The organism is Streptomyces sp. NPDC032745 (assembly GCF_055579465.1).
Genome location: NZ_JBVING010000006.1, coordinates 267,410 through 293,591, shown reverse-complemented (window position 1 = coordinate 293,591; position 26,182 = coordinate 267,410). Strand labels below are relative to the sequence as shown.

General features: G+C 73.9%; 23 protein-coding genes. 5 read left to right on the top strand and 18 right to left on the bottom strand.

Features of this window, described 5'->3' with window-relative positions; all coding sequences use genetic code 11:
• Positions 1-6: 6 nt before the first annotated feature.
• The 3 genes from ACZ5WG_RS18390 to ACZ5WG_RS18380 all read right to left on the bottom strand — a co-directional run bounded on the left by ACZ5WG_RS18390 (position 7) and on the right by ACZ5WG_RS18380 (position 3,986).
• Positions 7-2,325: a molybdopterin oxidoreductase family protein gene (locus ACZ5WG_RS18390; RefSeq protein WP_468724313.1), complete on the bottom strand. Its 2,319-nt coding sequence runs from the start codon at positions 2,323-2,325 to the stop codon at positions 7-9.
• A complete protein-coding gene (locus tag ACZ5WG_RS18385; protein WP_468724312.1) occupies positions 2,322-3,449 on the bottom strand; it encodes an MFS transporter in 1,128 nt (375 codons plus the stop codon). The genes ACZ5WG_RS18390 and ACZ5WG_RS18385 overlap by 4 nt, the downstream gene beginning before the upstream one ends.
• Positions 3,450-3,644: 195 nt before the next feature.
• Positions 3,645-3,986, bottom strand: a complete 342-nt coding sequence (locus ACZ5WG_RS18380; protein WP_468724311.1) for an ArsR/SmtB family transcription factor — start codon at positions 3,984-3,986, stop codon at positions 3,645-3,647.
• Between the two features lie 64 nt (positions 3,987-4,050).
• On the opposite strand from ACZ5WG_RS18380, the gene ACZ5WG_RS18375 reads away from it, so the two are divergent.
• From ACZ5WG_RS18375 to ACZ5WG_RS18365, 3 genes are all read left to right on the top strand, one after another.
• Entirely contained in the window at positions 4,051-4,440 is a 390-nt protein-coding gene (locus ACZ5WG_RS18375; protein ID WP_468724309.1) for a putative quinol monooxygenase, read from the top strand.
• Between the two features lie 145 nt (positions 4,441-4,585).
• Complete coding sequence (locus ACZ5WG_RS18370) at positions 4,586-5,740, top strand: low temperature requirement protein A (RefSeq protein ID WP_468724307.1); 1,155 nt, start codon at positions 4,586-4,588, stop codon at positions 5,738-5,740.
• 63 nt (positions 5,741-5,803) lie between these two features.
• Complete coding sequence (locus tag ACZ5WG_RS18365; RefSeq protein WP_468724305.1) at positions 5,804-7,072, top strand: cytochrome P450; 1,269 nt, start codon at positions 5,804-5,806, stop codon at positions 7,070-7,072.
• A gap of 89 nt (positions 7,073-7,161) precedes the next feature.
• Here the strand turns inward: ACZ5WG_RS18365 and ACZ5WG_RS18360 are convergent, their stop codons facing one another.
• Positions 7,162-7,653 (bottom strand): DUF5949 family protein, encoded by a 492-nt coding sequence (locus tag ACZ5WG_RS18360; protein WP_468724303.1) that lies wholly within the window; start codon positions 7,651-7,653, stop codon positions 7,162-7,164.
• Between the two features lie 56 nt (positions 7,654-7,709).
• Entirely contained in the window at positions 7,710-8,318 is a 609-nt protein-coding gene (locus ACZ5WG_RS18355; RefSeq protein ID WP_468724301.1) for a DUF4352 domain-containing protein, read from the bottom strand.
• A 164-nt stretch (positions 8,319-8,482) separates the two neighbouring features.
• Between ACZ5WG_RS18355 and ACZ5WG_RS18350 the strand changes: the two genes are divergently transcribed.
• A complete protein-coding gene (locus ACZ5WG_RS18350; RefSeq protein ID WP_468724299.1) occupies positions 8,483-8,926 on the top strand; it encodes a DUF6299 family protein in 444 nt (147 codons plus the stop codon).
• A 35-nt stretch (positions 8,927-8,961) separates the two neighbouring features.
• Here ACZ5WG_RS18350 and ACZ5WG_RS18345 read toward each other — a convergent pair whose 3' ends face one another.
• From ACZ5WG_RS18345 to ACZ5WG_RS18325, 5 genes are all read right to left on the bottom strand, one after another.
• Complete coding sequence (locus ACZ5WG_RS18345) at positions 8,962-9,159, bottom strand: hypothetical protein (RefSeq protein ID WP_468724297.1); 198 nt, start codon at positions 9,157-9,159, stop codon at positions 8,962-8,964.
• A gap of 87 nt (positions 9,160-9,246) precedes the next feature.
• A complete protein-coding gene (locus tag ACZ5WG_RS18340; RefSeq protein ID WP_468724295.1) occupies positions 9,247-11,334 on the bottom strand; it encodes a SpoIIE family protein phosphatase in 2,088 nt (695 codons plus the stop codon).
• Positions 11,335-11,345: 11 nt separating this feature from the next.
• Entirely contained in the window at positions 11,346-11,603 is a 258-nt protein-coding gene (locus tag ACZ5WG_RS18335; protein WP_468724293.1) for a hypothetical protein, read from the bottom strand.
• 18 nt (positions 11,604-11,621) lie between these two features.
• Positions 11,622-12,896, bottom strand: coding sequence for an NAD(P)-binding domain-containing protein (locus ACZ5WG_RS18330; protein WP_468724291.1), 1,275 nt, complete (start codon positions 12,894-12,896; stop codon positions 11,622-11,624).
• Between the two features lie 130 nt (positions 12,897-13,026).
• Positions 13,027-14,451: a carboxylate--amine ligase gene (locus ACZ5WG_RS18325; protein ID WP_468724289.1), complete on the bottom strand. Its 1,425-nt coding sequence runs from the start codon at positions 14,449-14,451 to the stop codon at positions 13,027-13,029.
• 150 nt (positions 14,452-14,601) lie between these two features.
• Here ACZ5WG_RS18325 and ACZ5WG_RS18320 point away from each other — a divergent pair, with 150 nt between their 5' ends.
• On the top strand, positions 14,602-16,140 hold the full coding sequence (locus ACZ5WG_RS18320; RefSeq protein ID WP_468724287.1) for a glycoside hydrolase family 26 protein: 1,539 nt from the start codon (positions 14,602-14,604) through the stop codon (positions 16,138-16,140).
• A gap of 5 nt (positions 16,141-16,145) precedes the next feature.
• On the opposite strand, the gene ACZ5WG_RS18315 is transcribed toward ACZ5WG_RS18320, so the two are convergent.
• From ACZ5WG_RS18315 to ACZ5WG_RS18280, 8 genes are all read right to left on the bottom strand, one after another.
• On the bottom strand, positions 16,146-17,288 hold the full coding sequence (locus ACZ5WG_RS18315; RefSeq protein ID WP_468724285.1) for a GNAT family N-acetyltransferase: 1,143 nt from the start codon (positions 17,286-17,288) through the stop codon (positions 16,146-16,148).
• Complete coding sequence (locus tag ACZ5WG_RS18310; protein WP_468724284.1) at positions 17,285-17,980, bottom strand: YveK family protein; 696 nt, start codon at positions 17,978-17,980, stop codon at positions 17,285-17,287. The genes ACZ5WG_RS18315 and ACZ5WG_RS18310 overlap by 4 nt, the downstream gene beginning before the upstream one ends.
• A 68-nt stretch (positions 17,981-18,048) precedes the next feature.
• The gene (locus ACZ5WG_RS18305; protein ID WP_468724282.1) at positions 18,049-19,332 is read right to left on the bottom strand and encodes a glycosyltransferase; all 1,284 of its coding nucleotides are present in this window, start codon (positions 19,330-19,332) and stop codon (positions 18,049-18,051) included.
• The gene (locus ACZ5WG_RS18300) at positions 19,329-20,105 is read right to left on the bottom strand and encodes a polysaccharide deacetylase family protein (RefSeq protein ID WP_468724281.1); all 777 of its coding nucleotides are present in this window, start codon (positions 20,103-20,105) and stop codon (positions 19,329-19,331) included. Before ACZ5WG_RS18300 ends, ACZ5WG_RS18305 begins: the two co-directional genes overlap by 4 nt.
• A complete protein-coding gene (murJ, locus tag ACZ5WG_RS18295; RefSeq protein ID WP_468724548.1) occupies positions 20,095-21,804 on the bottom strand; it encodes a murein biosynthesis integral membrane protein MurJ in 1,710 nt (569 codons plus the stop codon). Before murJ ends, ACZ5WG_RS18300 begins: the two co-directional genes overlap by 11 nt.
• A gap of 173 nt (positions 21,805-21,977) precedes the next feature.
• A complete protein-coding gene (locus tag ACZ5WG_RS18290) occupies positions 21,978-23,441 on the bottom strand; it encodes an O-antigen ligase family protein (RefSeq protein ID WP_468724279.1) in 1,464 nt (487 codons plus the stop codon).
• The gene (locus tag ACZ5WG_RS18285; protein ID WP_468724277.1) at positions 23,441-24,958 is read right to left on the bottom strand and encodes an exopolysaccharide biosynthesis polyprenyl glycosylphosphotransferase; all 1,518 of its coding nucleotides are present in this window, start codon (positions 24,956-24,958) and stop codon (positions 23,441-23,443) included. The genes ACZ5WG_RS18290 and ACZ5WG_RS18285 overlap by 1 nt, the downstream gene beginning before the upstream one ends.
• The gene (locus ACZ5WG_RS18280; RefSeq protein WP_468724275.1) at positions 24,955-26,172 is read right to left on the bottom strand and encodes a glycosyltransferase; all 1,218 of its coding nucleotides are present in this window, start codon (positions 26,170-26,172) and stop codon (positions 24,955-24,957) included. Before ACZ5WG_RS18280 ends, ACZ5WG_RS18285 begins: the two co-directional genes overlap by 4 nt.
• Positions 26,173-26,182: the final 10 nt, after the last annotated feature.

The window sequence follows — 26,182 nt, the reverse complement described above, 5'->3', positions numbered from 1 at the left end:
GCGGGGTCAGCTCCTCTCCGCCGTGCCACGACCCTGCGGGGACGTGGGGGGCAAGGGGTCGGTGCGGGAGACCTGGGTCTCCGGGTAGGCCTCGTGGCCCGGGGCCGTCGGCGGCGCGGGCACCTCGTCGACCCGCTCGGCCGCCTCGATCCGCGCGGCGCAGACCTTGTACTCGGGGATCTTCGAGCGGGGGTCGAGGGCGTCGATGGTGAGGGCGTTCGCGGCCGTCGGGACCGGCCAGTGGTACGGGATGAAGACGGTGTCGGGGCGGATGGCCTCGGTGACCAGGGCCGGGAAGACCGCGCTGCCGCGGCGGGTGACCACCCGGACCGGGTCGCCGTTCCTGAAGCCGTGCGAGGGGTGGACCTCCACCCAGGGGCGCGGGGTCTGTTCGACGAGGGCGCCCAGGCGGCGGGTCTGGTTGCCGGAGAGGAAGTGCGCGACGGTGCGGCCCGTGGTGAGGGAGAGGGGGAACTCGTCGGTGTAGGCGTCCATGGGCGGATGCCATTCCACGACCTGCAGGTGGATCTTTCCGTCGGGGTGGTAGGTCCGGCCGTCCTCGAACAGCCGGGGGGTGCCCGGGTGCTCGGTGGAGGGGCAGGGCCAGGCGATCCCGCCGGTCTGCTCCAGCCGGTCGTAGGTGATGCCGTAGTAGTCGTTGACGGTGCCGGCGGAGGCGATCCGCAGCTCCTCGAACACCTCGCGGGAGCCGGGGAACTCGAAGTGCTGCCCGGCGCCGAGCCGTCGGGCCAGCTCGCAGATGACCCAGGTGTCGGTGCGCACCCCGGCGGGGGGCTCCTGGGCCTTGTTGTGCTTGACCACGCGGGCCTCGGCGTTGGCCATCACGCCCTCGTCCTCGGCCCAGGTGGTGACGGGGAAGACGACGTGGGCGTTGGCCGCGGTCTCGGAGAGGAAGAAGTCGAACTGGGCGTGGAACTCGGCGGTGTCGTAGCCGTCCTTGACCACCGCATAGTTGGGGAGGGAGACGAAGGGGTTGTTGCAGATGCCGATGAGGCCTCGGATCTCCCCCCGCTGCATCTGCCAGACCATTTCCATCATGGAGGTGCCGGCGCCGGGGAGTTCGGACTCCTCGATGCCCCAGATGCGGCAGATCTGTGCCCGGTGTTCGGGGTCGGTGATGGAGCGGCCGCCGGGCAGGAGGTCGGACTTCTGGCCGTGTTCGCGGCCGCCCTGGCCGTTGCCCTGGCCGGTGATGGTGCCGTAGCCGGCGCCGGGCTTGCCGATGTTGCCGGTGGCGACGCACAGGTTGATGACCGAGAGGCAGTTCTCGACGCCCTGGGAGTGGTGTTCGATGCCCCGGGCGTGCCAGGCCATGGCCTTGCCCGCGGTGGCGAAGGCGCGGGCGACCTGGACGATCTGCTCGGCGGGGACTCCGCAGATTTCGGCGGAGCGGACCGGCGGGTAGTCCTGGACGGTCTTCCTGACCTCGTCCCAGCCGGTGGTGTGGGCGGCGAGGTAGGCCTCGTCGGTCAGGTTCTCGGCGACGATCACGTGCAGGACGGCGTTGAAGAAGGCGGAGTCGGTGCCGGGCCGCAGTGCGACGTGGATGTCGGCGGTGCGGGCGACGGCCGTCTCGCGCGGGTCCACCACGATCAGCGTGGCGCCCCGGTCCCGGGCGCCCCACAGGTACTGGGTCATCACGGGGAAGCACTCCCCCACGTTCGACCCGGCGATGAGCAGGCAGTCGGTGAGGAGGATGTCGGAGAACGGGTTGCCGGCCCGGTCGATGCCGAAGGCGAGCTTGTTGGCGCCGGCTGCGCTGACCATGCACAGGCGGCCGTTGTAGTCGACGTGCTTGGTCTTCAGGGCGACCCGGGCGAACTTGCCGACCAGGTAGGTCTTCTCGGAGAACAGGCTGGCACCGCCGAGCAGCCCGAACGCGTCGTTCCCGTGGGCGCCCTGGATGCGGCGGATCTCGGAGACGGTGAAGTCGAGGGCCTCGTCCCAGGAGCACTCCCGGAACTCCTCGTCCCGGGAGCGGCGCATCAGCGGCGCGGTGAGCCGGTCGGGGTGGTTGACCTGCTGGTAGGCGTTGATGCCCTTGGGGCACAGCCGCATCCGGTTGATGTCATGGTTGCGGGGCTCCACGCCGAAGACCTTGCCGCCGCGGTCCACCCGCAGGTACATCCCGCACTGCACGCCGCAGAAACAGCAGTGGGTGGGGACGAGGGTCTCGCCGTTCTGGTCGGCGTGCCACTGGTCGGCCGGGATGCCGCCCGCGTCGCGGAAGTTGCGTGTGCCGGGCGGGGCGATCGACGGGTCGAGGGGCAGCGGTGCCGTCCTGGCGGGGTCCGTCGCGGTCACTTGAAGCCCTTCTTGACCTGCGCGAGGTAGGCGTTGCCGCGCAGCACCCGCTTGCAGCGCGGGCAGTACTCGACGAAGGCGTTGAAGTCGAGCTTCAGGTCCTGCATGGTGCCGCGCAGGTTCTCGACGTACGGGGTGGTGTCGATGGGTTCCCCGCAGCGCTTGCAGGTGAAGACCTGCTCGTCCTGGCGGGCCGTGTACTTGAACAGCTGCATACCGACGGCGGCCGGCCGCTGGACGATGTGGAAGAACTTCCCGAACGGGATGTAGATGAGGGTGAACACCACCGACACCATGTGCAGCAGGGCCAGGAACTCGTAGCCGCCGCCGTGGAGGAAGATCGACGAGAAGGTCAGCAGCAGCCCGGTCACCGAGATCACGATCAGGCAGATCAGCGGCAGCAGGTCGTAGGCGAAGCGCTGGCCGGTGATGGCGCCGCGGTCCTTCATGCGCCGCCACAGGAAGTACGAGGCCCCGGGGATGACGAGCAGGGCGGCGATGTCCAGGCCGTGGAACATCAGCCAGCCGAGGACGTTCAGCGAGTTGAAGCCGATGACCTTGAAGCCCCAGATCCGCATCTCGTATCCGGGGCCGGAGCCGGTGGACGAGGTGAAGGTGAACCAGCCCCAGGTCAGCGGGAAGGTGATGGCGGCGGCCAGCAGGCAGCCCCAGAAGATGAGCTGGTGGGCGGCCCAGCGGGAACGCGAGCGGGCGCCGAGGAACTTCTGGAAGCCGAGGTAGGTGGCGGTCATCCTCGGCAGTGCGGTCGGCGCCTTGCGGAAGTTGGCGGCGGAGAAGAAGCTGCCGAAGCCCTTCTTGAACAGGCGCCGGGCGCCGGGCGCGGAGACCCAGACGGTGTACCGGTAGGCCACGCCGAAGGCGAGGAAGACGGTGGCGACGGCGTACGGGAGCAGCGCGGAGTCGAAGTCGCTCAGGAGCCGGCTGCCGAGCACGATCGCGGCGATGAGCAGCAGCGAGACGGCCGTGCCGGCCAGTGCGGCCCGTGCGGAGACGGACCCCCCGGCCGGCGGGAGGGTCCCGGCCCTCGGCAGCCCGCTCGGACGCGGAGGCACGGACGGGGGCGGGGGCGGCTCGGCCGCAAGGACATCTGGGGGCTCGGACACAGCACCACGCTAGGTGGTCTGTACCGATTGGGCCTGTTATGACGGAGTCATCGGCGGGCCGGACGGGTGAGACTCCGGACGGCTCACACGGCGGTCAGCCCCTGCGCCCCGAAGACCGCTCCGGCCCGGGCGACCTGCTCCGCCGTGGGCGACGGGGTGTCGCGCAGCGCGAAGGGCGTGCTCACGGTCGATGGTCTACTGCGGTTCGGCGGGCCGGCCGGGGCGGCCGGCCTCCCGGCGCAGGACGTCGAGCAGTCCGGGGAAGCGCTGTTCGAGGTCGGCGCGGCGCAGCGCGGCCATGTTGCTGTTGCCGCGGTTGACCTGACGGATCAGGCCGGCCTGGCGCAGCACCCGGAAGTGGTGCGTCCTGGTCGCCTTCGACACGGGCAGTCCGAAGGAGCTGCAGTGCCGCTCGGCGCCGTCCGGCTCGGCGAGCAGGGCCAGGACCACCCTGCGGCGGTGCCCGTCGGCGAGCGCGGACAGCACTTCACCGAGATCCATTTCGCCGGGTGTGGGATGACCGTCCTCGTCGGGCATGCCGACCCTCCTTCACTGCAGGTATGACTTGCATCGTACCTGCACGGCCGCCTACGGTGCAGGTATGACGATTACCGTACCTGGTGACGATCGGCCGTACGCACTGGTGGGCTTCGCCCGTCCGAAGCCTGAGCGGGCGGACGAGCTCAGGGAACTGCTGCTGTCCTTCGTGGAACCGACCCGCGCCGAGGAGGGCTCCCTCGAGTACCACTTCCACGTGGACCGCGACGATCCGAACACCTTCGTCTTCTACGAGGTGTGGCGCTCCAGGGAAGACCTCGACCGCCACCTCGCCCTGCCGCACATGAAGGACTTCTGGGAGCGACGGATGGACTACCTGCGAGAAGACCTCGACGTCCGGTGGGTCTCCATGCAGAGCCCCTACCCGAAGCCCGTAGCCGCGGCGCCCTTGCCGGCGCAGAACCACCACGCCACCGCCACGCAGCCGGCGTAGAACCCCACGAAGTCCCACATCGCACTGCTCACCGCGAAGTTGGCGAACATCGCCGGCAGGCCGGGAACGTCGTCTTGATCAGCAGCGGCCCCGCCGGCCGCGCGCCTCGCCTGCCGACCGGCGTACGGCTGCTGTCCTGTGCGGTATGACGTACGTACCGATGACCTCCCGCAGCCGGCACGAGAGCCACCGGGCCTCGACCCCGCTGGAGCTGTTCTTCGACCTCTGCTTCGTCGTCGCGGTGGCGCAGGCCGGCCGGCAGCTGGTCCACGCGCTCGCCGAGGGCCATGCCGGCGAGGGCATCACCGGCTACCTCTTCGTGTTCTTCGGGGTGTGGTGGGCCTGGATGAACTTCACCTGGTTCGCCTCCGCCTACGACGTCGACGACGTGCCGTACCGGATCGCGACCCTCGTGCAGATCGCCGGCGTGCTCATCTACTCGGCCGGGATCCCGCGCGCCTTCAACGACAACGACTGGACCATCGCCGTCCTCGGCTACGTGGTGATGCGGCTCGCACTCACCCTGCAGTGGCTGCGCGCCGCCGCCGGGGAGCAGGGGCCGGCCCGGCGCACCGCGCTCACGTACGCGATCGGTCTGCTGGTCTGCCAGGCCGGCTGGGTGGCGCTGCTCGCCGCCCCCGAGCACTCCCGCAGGTGGCTGTTCCTGCTCCTGGTGGTGGTCGAGCTGCTGATTCCGGCCGTCGCCGAGCGCAGCTACCAGACCCAGTGGCATCCGCACCACATCGCGGAGCGGTACGGCCTGTTCACCATCATCGTGCTCGGCGAGACCATCGCCGCCAGCACGGTCGCGGTCCAGTCCGCGATCGACGAGCACGAGGCGCTGGGCGAACTGCTGCCGATCGCCGGCGGCGGTCTCCTGCTGGTCTACGCGGCCTGGTGGATCTACTTCGCCGTCCCCGCGCACGACCGGCTGCGGAGCAATCGCGAGGCCATCCCGTGGGGGTACGGGCACTACGTGATCTTCGCGTCGGCCGCCGCCATCGGGGCCGGCCTCGAAGTGGCGATCGAGCACGCGGTCGGCAAGGCCCACGTCTCCGCCCTGTCCGCCAACCTCGCGGTGTGCATCCCGGCGGCGCTCTTCCTCGCCTTCGTCTGGCTCCTGCACTCCCGCCACTTCAAGCGGGGCACGGCTCAGCAGCTGGTGCTGCCGCTCACGGCGCTGGCGGTCCTCGCCTGCGCGTGGACCGGCCCGCAGGCGGTGCTGTGGGCCGGGCTGGTCGCCTCCGCCGCCGTCGCGGTGGGCGTGACCTTGGCCCACCGCGAGCGTTCTGGTGCGTGAGGACGGCGGGCGGCACGGCCGCGGCGGCCAGGGCGAGCGCGCCGGCGACAGGGAGAAGAAACGATGAAAGTCCCGGTACAGCGGTACGCGGACACGGGCGCGGCGGTGGCGGAGTACGGGGAGCTCGCCGACCCGGCGTTCTGGCAGCAGCCCCCTGCCGCGCGGCTCGCGGCGTTCGCCCGGCTACGGGCGCTGGAGTCCCCGGTCTACGTGCCCGAGGGGAAGGGCCGCGGGCACTGGGCCCTCGTACGGCACGCGGACGTGCAGGAGGCGAGCCGGCTCCCCAAGGTGTTCGCCAGCGCGCCCGGGGTGACCACGCCCGAGCCGGCCCGGTGGGTGCGGGCGCTGTTCGGGGACTCGATGGTCAACCTGGACGGCGCCGACCACGCGCAGCTGCGCAAGATCGTGCAGCGGGCGTTCACGCCTCGGCTGCTGGCGGCGGCCGAGCAGGACATCCACGCGGTGGCCGCCCGGATCGTGGACGACGTACTGGAGGACGAGCCCGACGAGTTCGTCTCGGCCGTGGCCTCGCGGCTGCCGCTCGAGGTCATCTGCAACATGATGGGCATCCCGGAGCGCTACCGGGCCGAGATCGCCGACCGCGTCAACCACGCCTCGGAGAACATCGGCGTCGAGCGGGGCCTGGCCTCGCGGCTGCGGATGCCCGGGCGCGGGCTGCGGGCCCTGGCCCGGATGCAGCGCATGGTCGCGGGCATCGGGCGGGAGCGGCGCAAGAACCCCACCGACGACCTGATCTCGGCCCTGGTCACCGCGGACGTGGACGGGCACGCACTGAACGCCCGCCAGCTCGGCGCGTTCTTCTCGCTGCTGATGGTGGCCGGGGTGGAGACCACGCGCAACGCGATCACCCACGGGCTGACCCTGCTGACCGACCACCCCGGGCAACGGGACCTGCTGCTCGGTGACTTCGAAACGCACGCGGACGGCGCGGTGGACGAGATGATCCGGCACTCGACGCCGATCATCCAGTTCCGCCGGACGGTGGCCGCCGAACACACCCTGGGCGGGCACCTGTTCCGACCCGGCGACAAGGTGGTGCTGTACTACGCGTCCGCCAACCGCGACGAGGCCGTCTTCCCCGACCCCGACGCCTTCGACATCACCCGCTCGCCCAATCCGCACCTGGGCTTCGGCGGCGGCGGCCCGCACTTCTGCCTGGGCGCGCACCTGGCCCGGGTGGAGATGAAGGCCCTGTTCCGCGAACTGCTGACCCGGCCGGTCGGACTGCGGGCGGTGGGGCTGCCGGACCTGGCGGGGTCTAACTTCGACAACCGCGTCCGCTCGCTCCGCTTCGCCTTCGAACGCCCGTAGGGCCCGCAGGTCCCCGGAGCGGGGAACCGGCCACCGGGCAGGCTGGGAGCCCGGCGGCCGGAGCGGGGGGATCGATCCCCGGGGGCCTGCTACTGCAGGCGCCGGACCGCGAGCACGCAGTGGGCGCTGCCGGTGAGCACGGCCTCGTCCCCCGCGAACTCCTGGAGGGTCTTCGGCTCGACCGGCCGGCCCGGGACGGCCTCGGGCCAGGCCCGCGTGGCGAACAGGAAGTAGGCCTGGCCGCTCTCGACCGCCGCGGCGACCCACTCGTCCGGGGCGGTGCAGGTCGCGTTCAGCCCGGGCAGGGTCAGCGCGACCTGGTTGCCCGCCAGCACGATCTGCACCGGGAAGGCGGTCGGGTTGCGGGTGCCGTCCATGACCACGTCACCGATGGGCAGGCCGATCTCCTCCAGCAGCCCGCGGGCGGCCCTCTCTCCGGCCTCCCGCCCCTGCGGACCGTCGCCGAGGGTGTAGGCGAGCAGGTACGGGATGTCGTGGCCCTCGGAGGGATCGCCGATCCAGGCGAGCACGGAAAGGGTGCCGAGCTGGGACCGGTCGATTTCGGCTTGAGTTGAAGTCATGCGCCGCACCCTAGTGGTCTCTCCCGTACCCCTTTCAGGCCTTTCACCCGGGCGGGCTAGACGGCCCAGAATCCCTCTCCGGAATTCGCCTGCATGTTCGCGTCCTGGTACTGGAGCCGCACGATGCGCGCCTTTTCCGGGATTTCGAACACCACCCATCCCTCGGCCCGCTCACCCACGGCAAGGGAATCGAAGACGAGCGGTTTGCCGGTGGTCAGTTCACCGGTCCGCACCACCGGGTGGCGACCCCCTGCGCTGTCGTACGCCCACATGCGCCCGAGGGCCCCGTACGAGGCCCCGCCGACGTTGACGAACGACATCGAGGCGGCCACCCAGCGCTTGCCCGCCGGCGGCGCGTAGTCCTTCTCCACGCTGACCGCGGGGTCGACGTACGCAGTGAGCACGGCCTGGAGGTGCCGGCCCACCTGGCGGCCGTGCACCCGTACGGAATCACCCACATGGGCATCCTTCGCGGCGGCATGGACCGCCCCCGGGGCCGCGGCGGCCGGGTCCTCCTCGGCGCCCGGCGCGCCGTCGTCCACCGGGACGGCGGGCGCCGCGGCCGGGGCGAGCGCAGCCCCCTCGGGGGCGCCGGAACAGGCGGTGGCACCGAACAGCAGGAGGGGCAGGAGAGCAGCGGCGAGGACGGAAGCGGACTGGCGCATGCGCGATCCCTTCGGGGACCTTCGGGGATGTATTCCGGTCAGTCTCACGCGCCCGAGCGGGCAATTGCACACACCGACACGGGCGGGTGGAAGGAGTTGCCCGCCATCTGCCAGCACAATGCGTTTCGGTGCTTTTGTGCCGACCCACCCCCCATGGAGGATTCATGCGAGTTTCCACCCGCCGACTGGCCGTCACGGTGCTTTCCGCGCTGGCCGCGGCCACCGTATTCACCACCCCCGCCGGCGCCCGCGCCCACGGCGACGAGATTTCCGTACAGGAATTCGGTCACATCTCCGCCGACGGCCACGTCACCCTTTTCGGGACCTACACGTGCCGGCCCTCGTCACCCCGCGGAGTGCAGGTCCAGGTCACCCTCGTGCAGGACGGAACCCGCCTGGGCTTCGGCGGCGAGGAGGCCGTCTGCGACGGGGCCGAGCACGACTGGTCCGCAAGCACCTCGCTGCGCCTGACCCCCGGCGTCCACCCCGGTGCGGCCGGCGTGGAGGCCCGGCTCCAGTCGGCGAGCCTGCACTCCAAGATGACGCTGCGCGTGTCCTACCTGGCACAGACGGAGCGGAACATCGAGCTGGAGGCCAAGCACCGCTGACCCGGCCCGACCCGGCCCGGGGCCGGTAGCCGCCGCTACCGGCAGGCGGGCGCCACGCCGGTCATCGACATGAACGCGACGGTCCGGCAGCCGGTATCGGAATGCGTGCGCCCCGTCGTGCGGTGCGCGGCCGTCGGTACCCCGACGGCCAGCAGGAGCAGCGCGAGCAGAGCGGTCGTGGCGCCCTTGCCCGGCCGCTTGTTCAGCCGGTGCACGGCAGGATCCGTGTCCATGCGGTCGTCCGTTCCATGGACCGCATCATCACTCCACCCCCGCCATCCCACAACTCGGCGTGACCGCCCGGTCACGCCGCGCCCCTGTCACCCCATGTTCCGGACGCTGCCCGCGACGTCGAACTCGCACCACACGGCCTTGCCGTCGCCCCGGGACTCCACTCCCCAGTGCGTGGCCAGCGCGTCCACCAGCAGCAGCCCGCGCCCCGTGGTGGCGGCCTCCCCCGGGGTGCGCCGGCGCGGCCAGACGCTGGAGCGGTCCTTCACCCACAGCCGGATCCGCCGGACCGGCTCCGGCAGCACCTCCATGGTCAGCACCGCCCCGCCGTCCGTGTGCAGCAGGGCGTTGACCAGCAGTTCCCCGGCCGCCAGTTCCACGTCGTCGGCGAGCTCCGGCATGCCCCAGTCGCGCAGCGCCTGGCGCAGGGCGTAGCGGGCCTCCGAGAGGCCCTCCGGGTCCGCCTGGTGGATGTACTGGTGGATCCGCGGGGCCCGGTGGGTGCCCGGGTCGGGGGCCCGGCGCAGCACCAGCAGGGCCACGTCGTCACCCGAGCCCCAGCGCTCCCAGAGCCGGTCCGAGAGGTGGTCGGCGAGCGCCCCGGCCTCCTGCGGCCCGCTGCGCACGGCGTGCGAGAGGGCCTCCATGCCCTGGGTGATGGCCGTACCGGGCTCCTCCACCAGGCCGTCGGTGCACAGCACCAGCGTCTCGCCGGGGACCAGGTCGAGCCGGGTCTCGGGAAAGTCCTCCTGTTCGAAGACCGAGGCCAGTCCGAGCGGCAGCCCGCCGCGTACGTTGGGCCAGCCCGTACGCCCGTCCGTATGCCGGATCAGCGGCCCGAGATGGCCCGCGCGGACCGCCCGTACGCCGCCGGTCTCCAGGTCGACCTGTGCGTACATGCAGGTCGCGAAGCGCTCGGTGTCCAGCTCGGCCAGGAAGCGCGAGGCCCGGGCCAGCACGGTCGACGGCGGGTGCCCCTCCCCCGCGTACGCGCGCAGCGCGATCCGCAGCTGGCCCATGATCGCCGCCGCGTGCGTGTCGTGGCCCTGTACGTCGCCCACGACGATGCCGACGCGGTCGCGGGGCAGCGCGATCACGTCGTACCAGTCCCCGCCGACCTCCCGCCCGCTCCACGCGGAGTGGTAGCGCACCGCGATCTCGCCGCCGCTGATCTCCGGGATCCGGCGCGGGAGCATCGAGGCCTGCAGGCCGGTCGCGAACTCACGCTCCTGGTCGAACAGGAGCGCCCGCTGGAGCGACTGCGCCACGATGCCGGCCAGGCCCAGGCACAGGTTGCGCTCCTCCGGGCTGAACTCGCTGCGCCGCCGGTAGAACAGCACGAGCCCGCCGATGGCCTTGGCCTGTGCGATCAGCGGCAGATAGGCGGCGGCGTCGAAGCGGATCCGGCGCAGGTAGTCCGCGAGCAGCGGGAACTCGCCCGCCAGCTCGGTGAGGGAGGTGACGAAGCGGGCCTTGCGGGTGAGCACCGCCTGCGACAGCGGCAGCGAGCCGTCCAGGCGGGTGAACTTCCGCTCGCTGAGGATCTCCAGCGACTCCCCGCTCAGCGCGATGATCTTGATGGCGCCGTTCTCGACCAGCCCCAGGGCCAGCCCGTCGGCGCCGAGCCGCTCCAGCGCTCCCGCCCCGGTCAGCGTGGCCGTGACGTCGTCGACGGTCACCGCCCGCGACAGGGCCTCCGTCGTCCGCTGCACGATCGTGGCCTGCTGGGCCCGCGCCGACTCCAGCTTCCGCAGGATGGTGGCGTGTGCGAGCTCGGCCGTCGCGTCCCGCACGATCCCGAGGATCCGCAGGGGCCGCCCGTCGGCGTCCCGCAGGATCCGGCCCTGCGTGTGCGTCCACTGGTCGACGCCGTCGCGCCGCTGCACCGTGAAGTACGCGCCGTACGTCTGCGCGCCGCCGTCCAGGGCGGCCTGCGTGGATTCCGCCAGCCGGGCACCGTCGTCGGCCGGGATCCGCAGCCCCAGCCCCTCCGGGGTGTCGCCGAACTCCTCCCGCTCGAGGTCGAAGACCACGAGCCCGGCCTCGTCCAGCAACAGCGTCCCGGCACCCAGGTCCCACTCGAAGCTGCCCATGCCGTTGAGCGCGAGCCGCTCCCCGGGCCCGGTCACAGGGTCCCGCCGGTCCTGCTCGGATCTGTCGCGCTCCGCCGCTGCCACGAGAACACCACCTAACGGCCGGGCCAGCACGGCTGGGAGATCAGCCGCTCCCACTCCTCGTCAGGATGCCCCGGAAGGGTTCGCCCGGCCTCCTGCCAGCGCTTGACGAGGGACAGGTAGATGGTCGACTGGTCCGGTGCCGCATGCGCGGGAGGGGCGTACGGCGAGGCGGTCCTCGGCGGGGCGGTCCTGGGCGCGGCGGGCTGCTCCGCCCGGCTGGCGGGAATGCGCACCCAGCCACGGCCCTGTGCTCGCTGCTCCGCACTCATCGCGGACCCCTCTCGACCTCACCGCAGAGACGTCTTCGGATGCCCGGCACCGACCCGGTCGGGCCGTACGGTCCCGGCGGAGCCCGTCGGCCTGCCCCGGGCGCCGAGGCGCTTTCGGACTCCTCTGACCAGTCTCCCCGCCGTGAACCCCGCACCGTGCACGAATCGCATGGAAGGGCCGAATGAGGGAGCCGTCAGCAGCCCCGCGAAGAAGAGTCCGGGCCAGGAGGACTCGAAACCGGCGCTCAGCTCCGGCGTTCCGCTGTCCCCGACGGTGTCGAGGACGGCCCGCAGCCGGGCGTCCAGCAGCTCCAGCCGGCCCAGGTGCGGGGTGAACCCGGTGGCCGCGACGACATGCGCGACGTCCAGTACGACGGACTCCCCGGCCGCGGTGGTCAGCCCGAGCCGGGTCCGCTCGCCGACCGGCACCGCCCGGTGCAGCCGGTGCCCCAGCAGCACCGGGACGCTCCGCTCGAAGCGGTCCCGCAGCCACCAGGCCCCGGCCGGCCCGAGCGCGGTCGCGGCGATCCGCTCCCGGGTCGGCGCGGGCAGCCGGCGCACCGCCCAGGGCAGCTCCGACCACACCCAGCTGCGCCAGCCGGTGCCGAGGCCGCTGTGCGGATCGCGCAGGGCGCGCACGGCCGGGCGCTCCAGCGGCTGGGGCTCGGTGTTCCAGTTCAGCCGGGACCTGCGGGCGACGAGGCAGGGCCGGGCCCCGTTCTCGGCCAGCAGGGCGGCGGTCTCCAGGGCCGCCTGCCCGGCCCCGACCACGGCGACCTCCCGGCCGGCGAACCGGGCCAGGTCGCGGTGGCCGCTGCTGTGCGAGCAGTGCCCGGGGGGCAGGTCCCGCAGCGCCTCGGGGAGGTGCACGAACGGCATCACCCCGACGGCGATCGCGACCGTCCGGGCGAGCAGCGGCGGCCCCTCGGCGGTGCGGATCAGGAAGCCGTCGCCCTGCGGGCTGACCTCGGTGACCGTCACCTCCTCCACCTCGGGGGCGGTGTGCCGGGCGAACCACATCCCGTACGAGCTGAAGGTGCCGATCGGGAGCGGGCTGCCGTGCTCGGCCGCCAGGCCCCGGGTGGCGCAGTACGCGGCGAGGGTGTGCCGGCCGCCGGGCGCGGACAGGTTGGAGGACCAGGGCTCCGACTTCAGGTACATGCCCTCGGGCATGTGGTCCCGCCACGAGGCCATGGGCCGCCCGAGCACCCGTACGCCGAGCCCCGCCGCCACCGCGTGCGCGGCGATCGACAGCCCGTACGGCCCGGCGCCGACCACGACGAGATCGTCCATCCGCGTCACCGCTGTCCCTCCGGTCTCATGGACCCCCCGCCCGTGCCACTGCCTCCGGCGGTACGTGTGACGGGCCCTCGCGGCGCCGGAGGCTGGGACGGGGGCCGGGGCGGGGGCGGGTGGCATGGAGTCATCGGGTCACCAGTTCGTCCGGTTCGGCGGGGGCGGTCGGCGGGGTCAGGTCGCGGGCACGCTGGCGCGGGGCGCGGACCACGGCCCGGGCCGTACGGCGGCCGTGCGCCGGGACACCGCGCAGGGCGCGCACACCCTTTCCTGCGCCCCGGCCCAGGAACGCGGCGAGCATCGCGAGGAACGGCATCGGGTCGTCGGCGGCGAACCAGGCCGCCTCCACCCGCCCCCGCTCCGGCCGCGGCGCCGCCCGTACCGGCCCGGGCCCGCCGCCCGCGGCGCGGTCCGGCCCGGCCCCCACGTCTGCGGGTGCCGAGGGGGACGGGAGCGGCGGGCGGGCCGGGGACCGCCGGGGGAGCCGGCGGCTGCGGAGCGACGCCAGCAGGGCGTAGTTCTCCGCGACGAACACCCGGCCCGGGCCGCCCGCGGGCTCCGGGACCCGTTGCCCCGTCAGATCCAGGTACATCGCCTGGACCACGTCCAGCCCGCCCGCATCCGTGAACAGCCGGAACTGCGCGCCCGGCCGGGGGTTGAAGTCCACCAGCCGGAAACAGCCCTTCTCGTCCCGGCGGAAGTCCAGGTCCAGGATCCCCTGGTAGCCCAGCCGTTCGGCGAGCCGCAGCCCCGCCTCCTCCACCGCCGGATCCGGCAGCCAGCGCCCCACCGCCGTCAGCCCCGTCCGCACCGGCCAGGACAGCTCCTTGCGGCCCGACCCCGCGAGCAGCGGGTGCCCGCCCCGGGCGAAGGCTCCGTGGAAGAACCAGTCGGTGTCCGTCCCGGCCGGCAGGAACCGCTGGAGCAGCAGCCGGCTCCCGGCCTCTGCCGTGCGCTCGTACAGGCGGCGCGCCTCGGCGGCGGTGTGCACGAGCGTGGTGCTGCGCAGCCCGCCGCCCGGGGGCAGCAGCCAGGGCCGGCTCCACTTGGCCACCACCGGCAGGCCCAGCCGCCATGCGGCCTCCGCCGCCTCGGCCCCGCTCGCCGGGATGACCGTCTCCGGGTGCGGGATGTCCCAGCGTGCGCACAGCCGTGACAGCTCGGCCTTGTCCGCCACCCGTGCCGGCAGCCCGTCGGGCTGATGGGGGACCCGGAACCGCCCCTCCAGCATCGGCGCGATCCGCGCGACGGCGATGGCGCTCAGGTCGTCCATCGCGACGAGCACCGCAGGCCTGCCGATCCGCTCCGACACCCCGACCAGGCACTCCAGCAGCGTCTCCGGAGCCTCGGGGTCCAGCCCTCCGGCCGGCCCGGGATGCACGGCGTGCAGGTAGCGCGAGCGCCCCATGGGACCTCCCCCGGCCTCGACGACGGCATGGACCTCCACGCCCCTGCGCCCAAGGGATCTGACGGCGCCGAGGGTTCCGTGGTGGAACGGATTCCGATCGAGTCTGAGCACTACAGCGGGCACATGGCCGTCGAACGCGTGCATGGGAACGGTGTCTTTCACCTAGTCGGACCAAACGGGGAGGATGCGCAGCTGCGAATGGCCTACGCAGCGGTCACCGGACAGGCCATTCGTCAGATGTGATGCCTAACGTCTTCGACAAGCACACCGATTCAGGAAAGCCCGGGAGACGCCATGCCCAGACCACACCGCCGACTGGCGAGCACCTGCATCGGTACGGTCACGGCCGGTCTGCTCGCCACCGGTGCCGCGCTCGCGGGCCCCGAGAGGGATCAGCCCGAGGGCTCCGACATCGCCATGGGCGCCTTTCTCGACTCCGGTCCGCCCGGAGTCGCCCGGATCCCGAACCTGTCGCGCTGGCTGCGCGGCAAGGAGATCCGGGTCGGCCACACCTATCTGCCCGGAGACCGCTGGGCCCGCATCGAGGGCCCCGACTTCCTGGAACCGTGGGCCGAGTGGCGCCGCGCCAAGGCGGACCGGCTCTTCGTCCTGAACGTGCCCATGCAGGAGCACAACGAGGACCGGGTCCCCGACCGCCGGGTGGCGCAGCTGATCCGGGCGGGCGCGAACGGGGAGTTCGACCGGCACTTCGAGAAGCTCGCCGAGCGGCTGGTGGCCCTGGGCGTCCCGGACACGGTGATCGTGCTCGGCTGGGAGATGAACGGCGCCACGTACACCCACCGCTGCGCGCCGGACCCGGAGGGCTGGAAGGAGTACTGGCGGCGCATCGTCAACACGATGCGCTCCGTCCCCGGCGCGGAGTTCAAGTTCGATTACGCCCCCAACCGCGGGTCGGACGCGATCGGCTGGACCAAGTGCTACCCGGGCGACGACGTGGTCGACATCGTCGGCATGGATTCGTACGACCAGGCTCCCGGCAGGACCTTCGACGAGATGGTCAAGCAGCCGTACGGGCTCCAGCAGCATGTGGATTTCGCGAAAGCGCACGGCAAAGAGATCTCGTACCCGGAGTGGGGGCTGTTCCGGCACGGGGACAACCCGGAGTACGTACGGCGCATGCTGAAGTGGATCGATCAGCACAAGCCGCTCTACCACAGCATCACGGACTACTGCCCGCACGGCGTGTGGCAGTGCAAGCAGAACCCGGAGTCCGCGAAGGCCTTCCGTGGCGCGCTCGCGCCCCAACGGCCGGACCCGGTGCCGACACCCGTGGTGCCCACGCCGGTCATCCCGACGCCGGTCGTGCCGACGCCCGTCGTGCCGACCCCGGTCGTACCGACGCCGGTGATCCCGACCCCGGCCGTGCCGAGCCCGCAGATCCCGACCCCCCAGATCCCCGTGCCCTCCCCGGTGTTCCCGTCGCCGGGCATCCCGGAGGTCCCGGTGATCCCGGCCCCTCAGGTCCCGGTTCCGGTCCCGTCGCCGGAGGCCCCGGGCACGAGCCCCGAGCCCGTGCCCGTCCCCGTGCCCGAGCCCGTGCCCTCGCCGGCGGTCCCGTCGCCCGAGACCCCGGTGGAGCCGAGCCCGGACCCCGTCCCGGTGCCGGTCCCGTCGCCGGAGATCCCGGTCCCCGTCCCGGTCCCCGTCCCGAGCCCGGTCGTGCCGAAGCCCGAGCCCACCGAGCCGCCCGACAACAGCACGGAGTGGTGCGTGCCGCTCAACTTCGGCGAGTGGCTCTCCAAGCTGCTCGGCAAGCAGGCGGTCTGCATCAAGATCGATTGGGGCAAGGACTTCGGCTTCTGGCCCTGGTAGATCCGTCATCGGACCCGCAGTTCGTTGAGCCGCGCCCGCCAGTCCCTGGCGGCCGGCAGGGCCTCGCGCAGCGCATCCACCGCCCGCTCGCGCCCCGTCACCTGCGATTCGTGCAGGCGGAGCAGGGGCGCGAGCGCCGTCCTGGCCAGCAGGAACCGCTGGTTGACGACCGTCTCGGGCCGCCAGTGGTTCTTGTACGGCTCGTTGCCGCGCAGGAAGCTCACCACCGGGCGGCCCTCCGCGAGGGCGCGGCCGGCCTCGTAGCGCAGCAGCAGCGTCGCCACGTCCACCTTGCGGGTCCGCAGGTCCGGGTCCGCCCCGTACAGGTAGCCGCCGCTCAACGCCCCCGACAGAAGGGTGACGTTGGCCGCCACCACCTTCCCGTCCAGGCGGAACTCGGTCAGCCGGCCCTCGCCGGCCCGCACCATCCGCCGGGTGGCCCGGGTCAGGTGCTCGGCGAAGCGGGGCCTCAGATGCTCCGGGGTCACGCCGCGGCCGCGCCACTGCTTCTCGTGGAGCCGCAGCAGGGTCCGTACGGCACGCGGCACTTCCTGCTCGGTGACCTCGTGCTCCTCGATCCCGGCCGCGTCGGTCTTGCGCAGTTTGGCCCGGACCCGCTGGGCGCCGGAGGCCGGCATCCGCTTGACCAGCTCGTCGAACGGCAGCGCGGGCAGCTCCATACAGGTGGAGTCGGCGAGCTTGCTGCGGATCCCGGGCCACTCCCCGAACAGCGCCTCGGCGGCGGCCCCGGGCCGTACCTCGCGCAGGTCGACGACCGCGCCGCGGGCGGCCCGGTGCAGGCCGTGGGCCAGCGCCGGGACGACCTGGTCGGCGTACTCGGCGGCCACCAGGACGTCGGAGTAGTCGGTGATGCCGCCGCCGAGCGGCACCAGGAGCGGCAGCGGCCGGTGGACGAGCATCAGCGCGCACGCGCCGACGAGTTCCCCGCCGCGCCGCACCAGCACGATCCGGAGCCGCCCGTCCCGGCCGTACGAGAGCCACCAGGAGTGCAGCCAGGCGTGGCTCTGGAAGGGGGTGGCGGTGGGACAAGCCCGGAAGAGCCGGTTCCACGGCTCTTCCAGCGCGGCGAACTGCCGGGGGTCGCGGCACAGCGTCACCGACAGGGCCCCGGCGGAGCCCGAAGTCATCGCACGGACTCCTTCTCCTTGGTCTCGTTGTGGTCGCCCTGGGCGGGCAGGGAGGCGTACTCCTCGACGACCAGCTGCTCCTCGGGCCGGCCCTCGGGCCGCCGGGTGCGGCCGGGCCGGGCCAGCAGCCACAGCCCGCCCAGCAGCCCGCCGGCGCACAGCCCGACGGCCCCGCTGACGGTGGCGGACGGCGAGGCGGGGTCGCTCGGCGCGACGGCCTGGTTGAACAGCAGCAGCTGGACTCCGGTGTTCTTGGCGGCCTGATTGCTGCTCAGCGAGAGCGCGTCGGCCACGGCGTTGGCGATGTCGGCGGCCTCGGTCGGGCTCTTCGACGTCCCCGTGATCGCGATCATCGGGGACTCGGGGGAGGTCTCGGCGCGCACCTGCGTACGGAGCTGCCGGGCGCCGATGCCCGCGCGGGGCTGGGCGTACGCGAGGGTCGAACTGCTGGTGGCGATGCGCGCGTACGCCTGGGCGAAGCCGAGGGCGGTGGCCGGCTCGGTGGTGTCGTCCGGGACGGCGACCACGTAGCTGGTGGCGGCGTACTCGGGTGCCTTGAGCACCCCGTACGCCCCGCCCGCGGCCAGCCCCAGCGCGGCGGCGACGGGCAACGGCCACCACGCGGGCGGCGGCAGCAGCCGTACCCTGCGACGACGGCGGTCGGTCTTCTTCTGATCGGCGGTGTCAGCCATCTACGTGCCTCTTTCCTGGTGGAGGGGGTTGGTACGGATCCCGCACGGGGACCCCTGCGGGGGCCGGATCACCCGGCCCCCGACCGAGCCGAATCGCCCGCCTGGGGCATTTCCAGCCCCGCCGCCTGCGGCGCGGGGCCCGGGGCAGCGCCCGTGGTGTCCGGGCCCGGGGCCGGACTCGGCCCTGTCCCCGCCTGCGGCGCGGGGGCCGGGACGGCCACGCCACGGGCGGACAGGGCCAGGGCGTAGACCGCGAGGAGCTGGTCCGCGCTGCGGGCGATGTCGTAGCGGCGGACCACCGGTGGCGGCGGCAGCCGCCGCGCGCCCGCCTCCATGTGCCCGCGCAGAGCGGCGACCAGCTCCTCCGTCCCGGTCCCGATCCGCCGCGCCCCCGGCGCCTGCGCCGCCGGCAGGTCGTCGATCGCCGGACAGGTGACGTGCAGGACAGGCAGCCCCGCGGCCAGGGCCTCCACGACGGCGAGGCCGAAGGCCTCCTCCCGCGACGGGGACACGAAGACGTCCATCGCGGCCAGCAGCGCCGGAATCCCTTGCGTCCGCCCGTCCGCGCTGTCGCCCAGCGGGTCCCGCTCCCCCAGCAGGTGGATCCGGCTCTGCGCGCCCAGCTCCGCCGCCAGCCGCCGCAGCGCGGCCCGTTCCGGCCCGTCCCCGGCCAGCAGCAGATGCGCGCCCGGCAGCGCCGCCACCGCCCGGACCAGCGAGTCGAACCGCTTGCCCGGCACCAGGCGCCCGACCCCGCCGACCACGAACGCCCGTTCGGGCAGCCCGCTGCGGGCCCGCGTGGCCCTGCGCACGCCCTCGTCGAAGCGGAAGCGGACGGCCTCGATCCCGTTCGGTACGACATGCACCCGCGCGGCCGGCACCCCCCAGCCCTCCAGCCGCGCCGCCACGGTGTCCGACACCGCCACGGTCGCCGCGCCCAGCCGCTCACTGGCCAGGTACAGCGCCCGCACCCCGGCCGTCAGCCGCCGGCCCTCGATCTCGCCCTCGCCGAGGGAGTGCTCGGTGGCCACGGTCGCCCCGACCCCCGCGAGCCGGGCCGCGAGCCGCCCGTACACACAGGCCCGGTACAGGTGCGTGTGCACCAGGTCGTACTGCTCGCGCCGGATGAACCGCACCAGCCTCGGCAGCGCCCCCAGGTCCCGGTTGCCCCGCATGCCCAGGTGCACCACCCGGACCCCGTCGGCCCGCAGCCCCTCGGCCACCGGCCCGGGGTTGGTCAGCGTCAGCACGTCGCAGCGCATCGGCATGTGCCGCAGCAGCAGCCGCAGTTGCTGCTCGGCGCCGCCGACCCCGAGCCCCGTGATGATGTGCAGCGCCCGTACGGACTTCACCGGTGCACCGCCCGCCGCAGCTCCCGCACCCGGTGCCGCAGCTGCTTGATCCGCAGCCGCCCGGCCCCGTCCGCCTGGCTGACGTGGGTGCGCGGCAGGGCGTGCGGGCCGGCCAGCCGGCCGGGGTCGATGGCGCACGCGTACCCGTACCCGGCGGCCCGCGTCGCCGTGACGACCCGCTCGTCGAGGTGCCCGTACGGGTAGCAGAACCCCTCCGGCAGGGTCCCGGTCAGCTCCCGGATCAGCTCCCGGCTGCCCCGCAGCTCCTGCTGGAGGATGTCGTCGGCGGTCGCGGTGAGGTCCTGGTGGAGCAGCCCGTGCGAGCCGATCTCCTGCCCGGCGGCGGCGACTTCGCGGATGCCCTCGGCGGTCAGCAGGGACTTGCGCGGGCCCAGCGGGTCCCACACGTTGTCCACCCCGAGCCGCCCGGGCAGGACGAACAGCGTGGAGGTGCAGTCGTGGCGGCGCAGCAGCGGCAGCGCCCGGGTCAGGTAGTCGGTGTAGCCGTCGTCGAAGGTCAGCCCGACGAGCCCGGCGCCGCGCCCGGCCGCGTGGGCCCGGAGGAGCTCGCCGACGGACACCCCGCGCAGCCCCCGGGAGCGCAGCCACAGCAGCTGGGCCTCCAGCGTGCCCGGGGTGACGGTGATGCCGTACGGGTCCTCGGCGGGATCGGTGAACTCGGCGACCGAGTGGTACATCAGGACCCACGGCGAGGCGGTCCGGCGGGCGGGGACCGTCGCGGCGGCCGGCGCCGTGCGGGTGTCAGCGGGCATTGCGGAACCTCTGGGTCATCTGGGTGATCTGGGCGGGCAGGGCGGTGATCTCGAGCGCCCGTATGGCCATGCCGCAGGCGCCGAACATGGCGGGGACGAGCAGGCAGCCGAGTGCGGCGCTGAGCAGCGGGTCGGGGATCATCGGCCCGGCGATCCAGCCGGTGCCGCAGGCGCCGACGGCGGCGACGGAGAGCCGGCCGATGCTGAGCGCGACCCGGCGGACCTGGATGGCGACGATCCGCGAGCCGAGCCCGGTGAGCAGCAGGGCGGCGGCGGTGGAGATGCCGGCGGCGTTGGCTGCGGCGATGCCGTAGGTGCCCCACCAGCGGACGGCGAAGGCCCCGGCCACGATGTTGACGAGGAGTCCGGCGCCCATCGCGAGCGCCGGGAACCAGGTGGGCCGGGCGGTCGAGAAGAAGGGCCGGGACAGCGCCCCGACGAGGCAGTGGCCGAGGAGTCCGAGGGCGTAGACCCGCATGACGGAGGCGGTGGCCAGGGTGTCGTGGTGGGTGAAGGCGCCGCGTTCGAAGAGGACCTGGATGATCTGGGGCGCGTACGCGATGACGAGGGCGCTGCCCATGAGGACGGCGAGGGAGGCCAGTGCCAGGTCCTGTTCGACGCGCCGCCGGGCCTTCTCGCGCTCGCCGCCGGCCATGGCCTGGGCGACGACGGGGAAGGTGACGGTGCAGATCATCAGCGACAGCACCATCGGCATCTGCGCGACCTTCTGCGCGTAGTTCAGGTGCGAGATGGCCCCGGGCGGCAGCGAGGCGGCCAGGAACCGCTCGACCAGGACCTGCGACTGCCGGAACACCGCGAAGAAGATCACCGGGGCGATCAGGCCGAACGCCATCAGAGTGGGCCGGTCCCGGTCGCGCTGGCTGCGCGGCGCGCCCTTGGCGCGGGACGGACCGAAGCCCACGTTCCGGATGAACGCGGGCAGTTGGGCCAGCACCATCAGCAGCCCGCCGACGGCGACCCCGGCCGCGGCCGCCCGCACCCCCCACGCCGCGTGCAGGGCGACCATCGTCCCGATGATCCCGACGTTGTACGAGACGTAGATCGCGGCCGGTGGCACGAACGAACGGTGCGCCCTGAGCGCGGCGCTGAAGTACCCCGCGATGCCGAACGACAGCACGGTCAGCGCGGTCATCCGGGTGCACTCCACGGCCAGGTCCGGGTCCGGCAGTCCGGGCGCGAGCACGGCGACGACGAGCGGCGCGGCGACGACGAGCACGGAGGCGACGGCGGCCAGGAACACCGCCAGCCGCGGCAGGGTCGCCCCCACGAGCAGCCGTACGGGGTCCTGCGCGCGGGCCTCCTTGCGGGTGAGCCCGGCCCGGCTGGCCGCCCGCCGGGCCAGGGCATGGCTGAACGCGGGCACCATCAGCAGCGCCATGGCGTCCTCGATCAGCAGGGTCGAGGCCATCTCGGGCACGGTCCAGGCGATCAGGAAGGCGTCGCTGTCGTGCCCGGCCCCGAAGAGGTGCGCGATGGTCTGGTCCCGGACCAGCCCGAACACCGCCCCGGCGGCGGTCAGTCCCGCCGTGACGGCTGCGGCCTTGGCCAGGAACCGCCCCAGCGGAGCCGGCGCCGTGCTGCCGCCCGGGAGGACGGCCCCCCGGGGTGCGGCAGCCGGGTCGTCCTTTCCGGGCCCCGGGCCGTCGGGCGGCTCGCGGCGGGCGGCCCGGGCCGCCACCCGGACACCGCGCTCTGCGCAGGCCCCGGCCCCGTCCGGGTAGCCGGCCGGGGGCCGGGGTCCGGCGGAGCCGTGCGGGGCTGCGGGGGACGCCGGGGCCGGCGTGCCCGGGACGCGGGCGGGGCCCGCCCCGGCCGGGGGGCCGGAAGCGGGCCGCCAGGGCGTCGTATCGGTCACCGGCCGTCCGCACCCGGAACGGTGCGCAGTGCGGCCGCGAAGCCGGTGCGCCCTCCCGCGGCAGCGGCCTCGCCCGGACCTCGGCCCGCGCCGAAGGCCGTGCGTGCGCCCGGCCGGCCGGGGCCGCCGGGAACCGCGTCGTCCCCGGAGGGCGACGGCAGGGCCCACCAGGCCGCCAGGCCGATGATCACCCCGGTCAGGACCGTGGACGGCCCGCCGATGTCCGCGTACAGGAAGTCGGTGAGCTGCCAGACGAACAGCCCGATCGCGATCAGCCCGCAGTCCTGGAGCCCGGAACCGCCCGTGGCGCACCGCCGCAGTCCCGCGACCAGCAGCGCCGCCCAGCCCCCCGCCAGCGCGGTCAGCCCGACCAGGCCCTGCTCGCTCAGCACCAGCAGGTACATGTTGTGCGGGGAGAGCAGCGGCTGACGGATGTACGCCTGCCCCGCGCCGGCGGTGTCACTGCCGGAGGACAGCCCCAGCGAGGAGTGCCCGTCCCGGTTGGCCGGGAAGCCCTTGAGGCCCACCCCGACGGCCGGCCGCTCGCGCCACATCGACTCGGCGGCGGCCCACATCGTGTAGCGGTCGGTCACCGACTGGTCGGGGGCGCTGGAGACCTGCGTGATCGAGGTCAGCCGCTCCACGACCATCTCGGAGCCGACCCCGAGCCCGCCCACCAGGACCACACCGGCCGCGGCCAGCGCGAGGAGCACCTTCAGGGCCCGCCGGATCCCGGCCAGCAGCATCACCAGCACCGCCGCGCCGGCGGTGGCGATCCAGGCGCCCCGGCTGAACGACAGCACCAGCGGCACCACCAGTACCAGGGCCGCGCCGCCCGCCATCTGCCGTACCCGGCGCGGCAGTCCCGGAGCCAGCGCCGCGGCGGTCGCCACGACCAGCCCGTACGCCACCACCGTGGCCATGCCCATGACGTCGCCGGGGCCGAAGGTGCCGACGGCCCGCACGTTCTCGCCCTGGTACGAGGCCCCGGTGTGGGTCGCGTACTGCACGACCCCCACCGCGCCCTGCACCAGCGCCAGCACCACGAAGCACCCGGCGGCCAGCCGGAACTCCCCGGCGTCGCGCACCAGCAGCACGATCGCCGCCGGGACCAGCACGAACACCTGGAGGTAGCGCACGAAGCCGGGCAGCGCCACGTACGGGTCCCCGGCGGTCGCGGTCGCGACGGCCAGTCCCACGGCGGGCACGCCCAGCACCAGCACGCCCAGCGGGCTCAGCTCGCGCACCCGCCCGCGCAGCGCCTGCACCGCGCACACGAACACCAGCAGCAGCGAGGCGGCATCGGCCGGGCCGACCTTGCCGGAGGTGCTCGCGTCGCCCGCCGCGATCGGGGCGAGGAGCAGCAGGACGGTCGCGGCGAGCGGCAGCAGCGGCCAGTGCCGCCGCAGCAGCCCCGCCGCGTCGGACCGGTACCCGACCGGGGACAGGGCGAGGCTCATCAGCTGCCCCCCAGCCGGAAGCGGAAGAAGGAGGCCGCGGTGCGGGCGAGGATCCACAGGTCCTGCCACAGCGACCAGGTGTCGATGTAGTGGTTGTCGAAGCGGGCCCGGTCCTCGATGGAGGTGTCCCCGCGCAGGCCGTTGATCTGGGCGAGCCCCGTGATGCCGACGGGCATCCGGTGCCGGGCCTCGTAGCCGGGGTGCACGGCGGCGAACTTCGCGACGAAGAAGGGCCGTTCCGGCCGCGGTCCGACCAGGCTCATGTCACCCCGTACGACGTTCCACAGCTGCGGCAGCTCGTCGAGCGAGGACTTGCGCAGGAAGGAGCCGATGGGGCTCATCCGGTGGTCGCCCGCGACCGTCCACCGAGTGGCGGACTCGTGCTCGTCGGCGCGCAGGGTACGGAACTTCAGCAGCGTGAAGGGGCGCCCGTACAGGCCGACCCGCTCCTGCCGGAAGATCACCCCGGGCCCGTCGGAGACCCGTACGGCGAGCGCGCACAGGCCCATCACCGGCGCGGCCGCGATCAGCGCGATCGCGGCCAGCAGCCCGTCGACGGCCCGCTTCACCCAGCGCTCCACCGGCCGGGACGGGCGGGGCAGCAGCGGCTGTACGGCGTACCCCCACAGCTGGTCGGCGGGCTGCGCCACCCGCATGCCGGTCACCTTGGCGGTGCCGGCCGGGTCGGCGAGCCAGAGCCGGCAGCCGTGGTCGTGGAAGAGCCGGACGAGGGAGGCGGTGCGCTCGTCGGCCTCCGGCGGGCGGGTGAACACCGCGTGCCGGACCGAGTTCTGGATGACCGCGCGCCGGATGTCCTCGTGGGTGGCGAGCACCGGCACACTGCCGCCGTCCTCCTCGGCGGCGCCGGTGTCGGCGAGCCCGACGGGCCGCAGCCCGTACTCGGGGCGCCCGTGCAGGGCCGCGGCGACCGCACTCGCCCCGGCGCCGGGTCCGACGACGAGGGCGGAGGCGGGGCGGAGGCGGGCGGAGCGGCGGCGGAGCTGGTTGACGAACCCGCGGCCCGTGAACGTCAGGAGGATCTGCAGGCAGACGGCGCTCAGCAGGGCGGACCAGCCCAGTGCCTGGCCCGGTGCCGCGGCGGCCACGACCGCGGCGGCCCCGCACCACAGCACGGCGGCCCGCCCGGCCAGCGCGGGCAGTTCGAGCAGGGCGGAGGGCGCGAGCCGCGGCCGGTACAGCCCGGCCTGCGCGTGCAGTGCGGCGGCCAGCACGGCGATCGGGGCGGCCGCCTCGGCAGGCAGCGCCGCCCCGGGCCGGGCCAGGGCCGTCGTGGTGAGTACGGCGGCCAGCGCATCGGCGGCCAGCAGCGGGAGGACCCCGTCGCGGCGCCGGATCCGGTGCGGCCGCGCCAGGGGCCGGGCCGGGTCGGCCGTGGGCCGGCGTGGGGGGTGGATGGCGGTCACGGACCGTCGGACGGCTGCGGTGCCGGCGGTGCCGCCGGCGGGCCCCGTGCCGCCCTGCCCGGTGTGCCGGGCGGGTGCGCTGTCCATCGTCATCGGCTGATGCGCTCCTGGTTCAAGGGCCGGGGCCTGCCCAGCAGTTCGTGGTACAGACCGGTGACCGCGTCCGTGGTCCGCCGCACGTCGAAGTCGGTCCGGGCGTGCTGCCCGGCCCGCTCCCCGAGTTCGGCGAGCAGCCGCGGTTCTGCGAGCAGCCGTCCCAGGGCCTTGGCCAGCGCCGTCGGATCCTCCGGCGGTACCAGGCAGAGCCGTCCCTGGCCGGGCGGCAGGCTCTCCCGGGCACCGCTGACGTCGGAGACCAGGACCGGTCGGCCGCAGGCCATGGCTTCGAGCGGGGCGAGCGCCATGCCCTCCCACCGCGACGGCAGTACAACGAGATCGGCGGCCCGAAGCCACGGTCGGATGTCGGAGGCGGCCCCCGCGAAGAGCACTCCGGGCGGGGCCGTGCGGCGCAGCCGCTCGGTGTCGGGGCCGTCGCCGACGAGCGCGAGACGGGCTTCGGGGAGGTTGCCGAGCACCTCCCGCCAGGCCCGGAGCAGGATGTCCTGGCCCTTCTGCTGGCAGAGCCGGCCCACGCAGACGGCGAGCGGCCCGTCCCCCAGGAAGGCGGTGGGCAACGGGAGTTCGGTACGCGCCCGGGCCCGGTCGGCGGCCCGGTCGGGGCCGCCGGGGCGGAAGTGGTCGAGGTCCACGCCGTTGCGGATCACCGACCAGTGGGCGGCGATCCCCTCGGCCTCACCGGCCCGGCGTTCGGCCTCGCTGACGCAGAGCACCCGGTCGGCCCAACGGGCCCCGAACCGCTCCCAGCGCAGGGCGAGCGCGGCGGTGGCCCCGCCGACGGCGTCGAAGGACCAGGCGTGCGGCTGGAAGACGGTGGGCACGGCCCCGCGCACGGCGAGCCGCCCGGCGAGGCCCGCCTTGGCGCTGTGGGCGTGCAGGACGTCGGGCCGGATCCGGCCGATCACCCGCCGGGCGCCGAGCACTTCGGCGGGCAGGTCAGGCCCGGGAGCCCGCCCGGCGCGCCAGGTGAGCACCTCGGCCCCGGCGGCGCGGGCGGCGTCGGCGAGCTGTCCGCCGCGCGGGCAGCCGACGGCCGTCCGCAGGCCGGCGGCCGTCTGGGCGCGGACGAGGTCGACGACGACACGGGCGACACCGCCGTCGACGGGCTGGACGAGATGCAGGACGGAAAGGGGGCGGGGATTCGGGACCTGCGCAGGTGAGGACTGCGCAGGGGGAGGCTGTTTCGGCACGCGGAGCGGT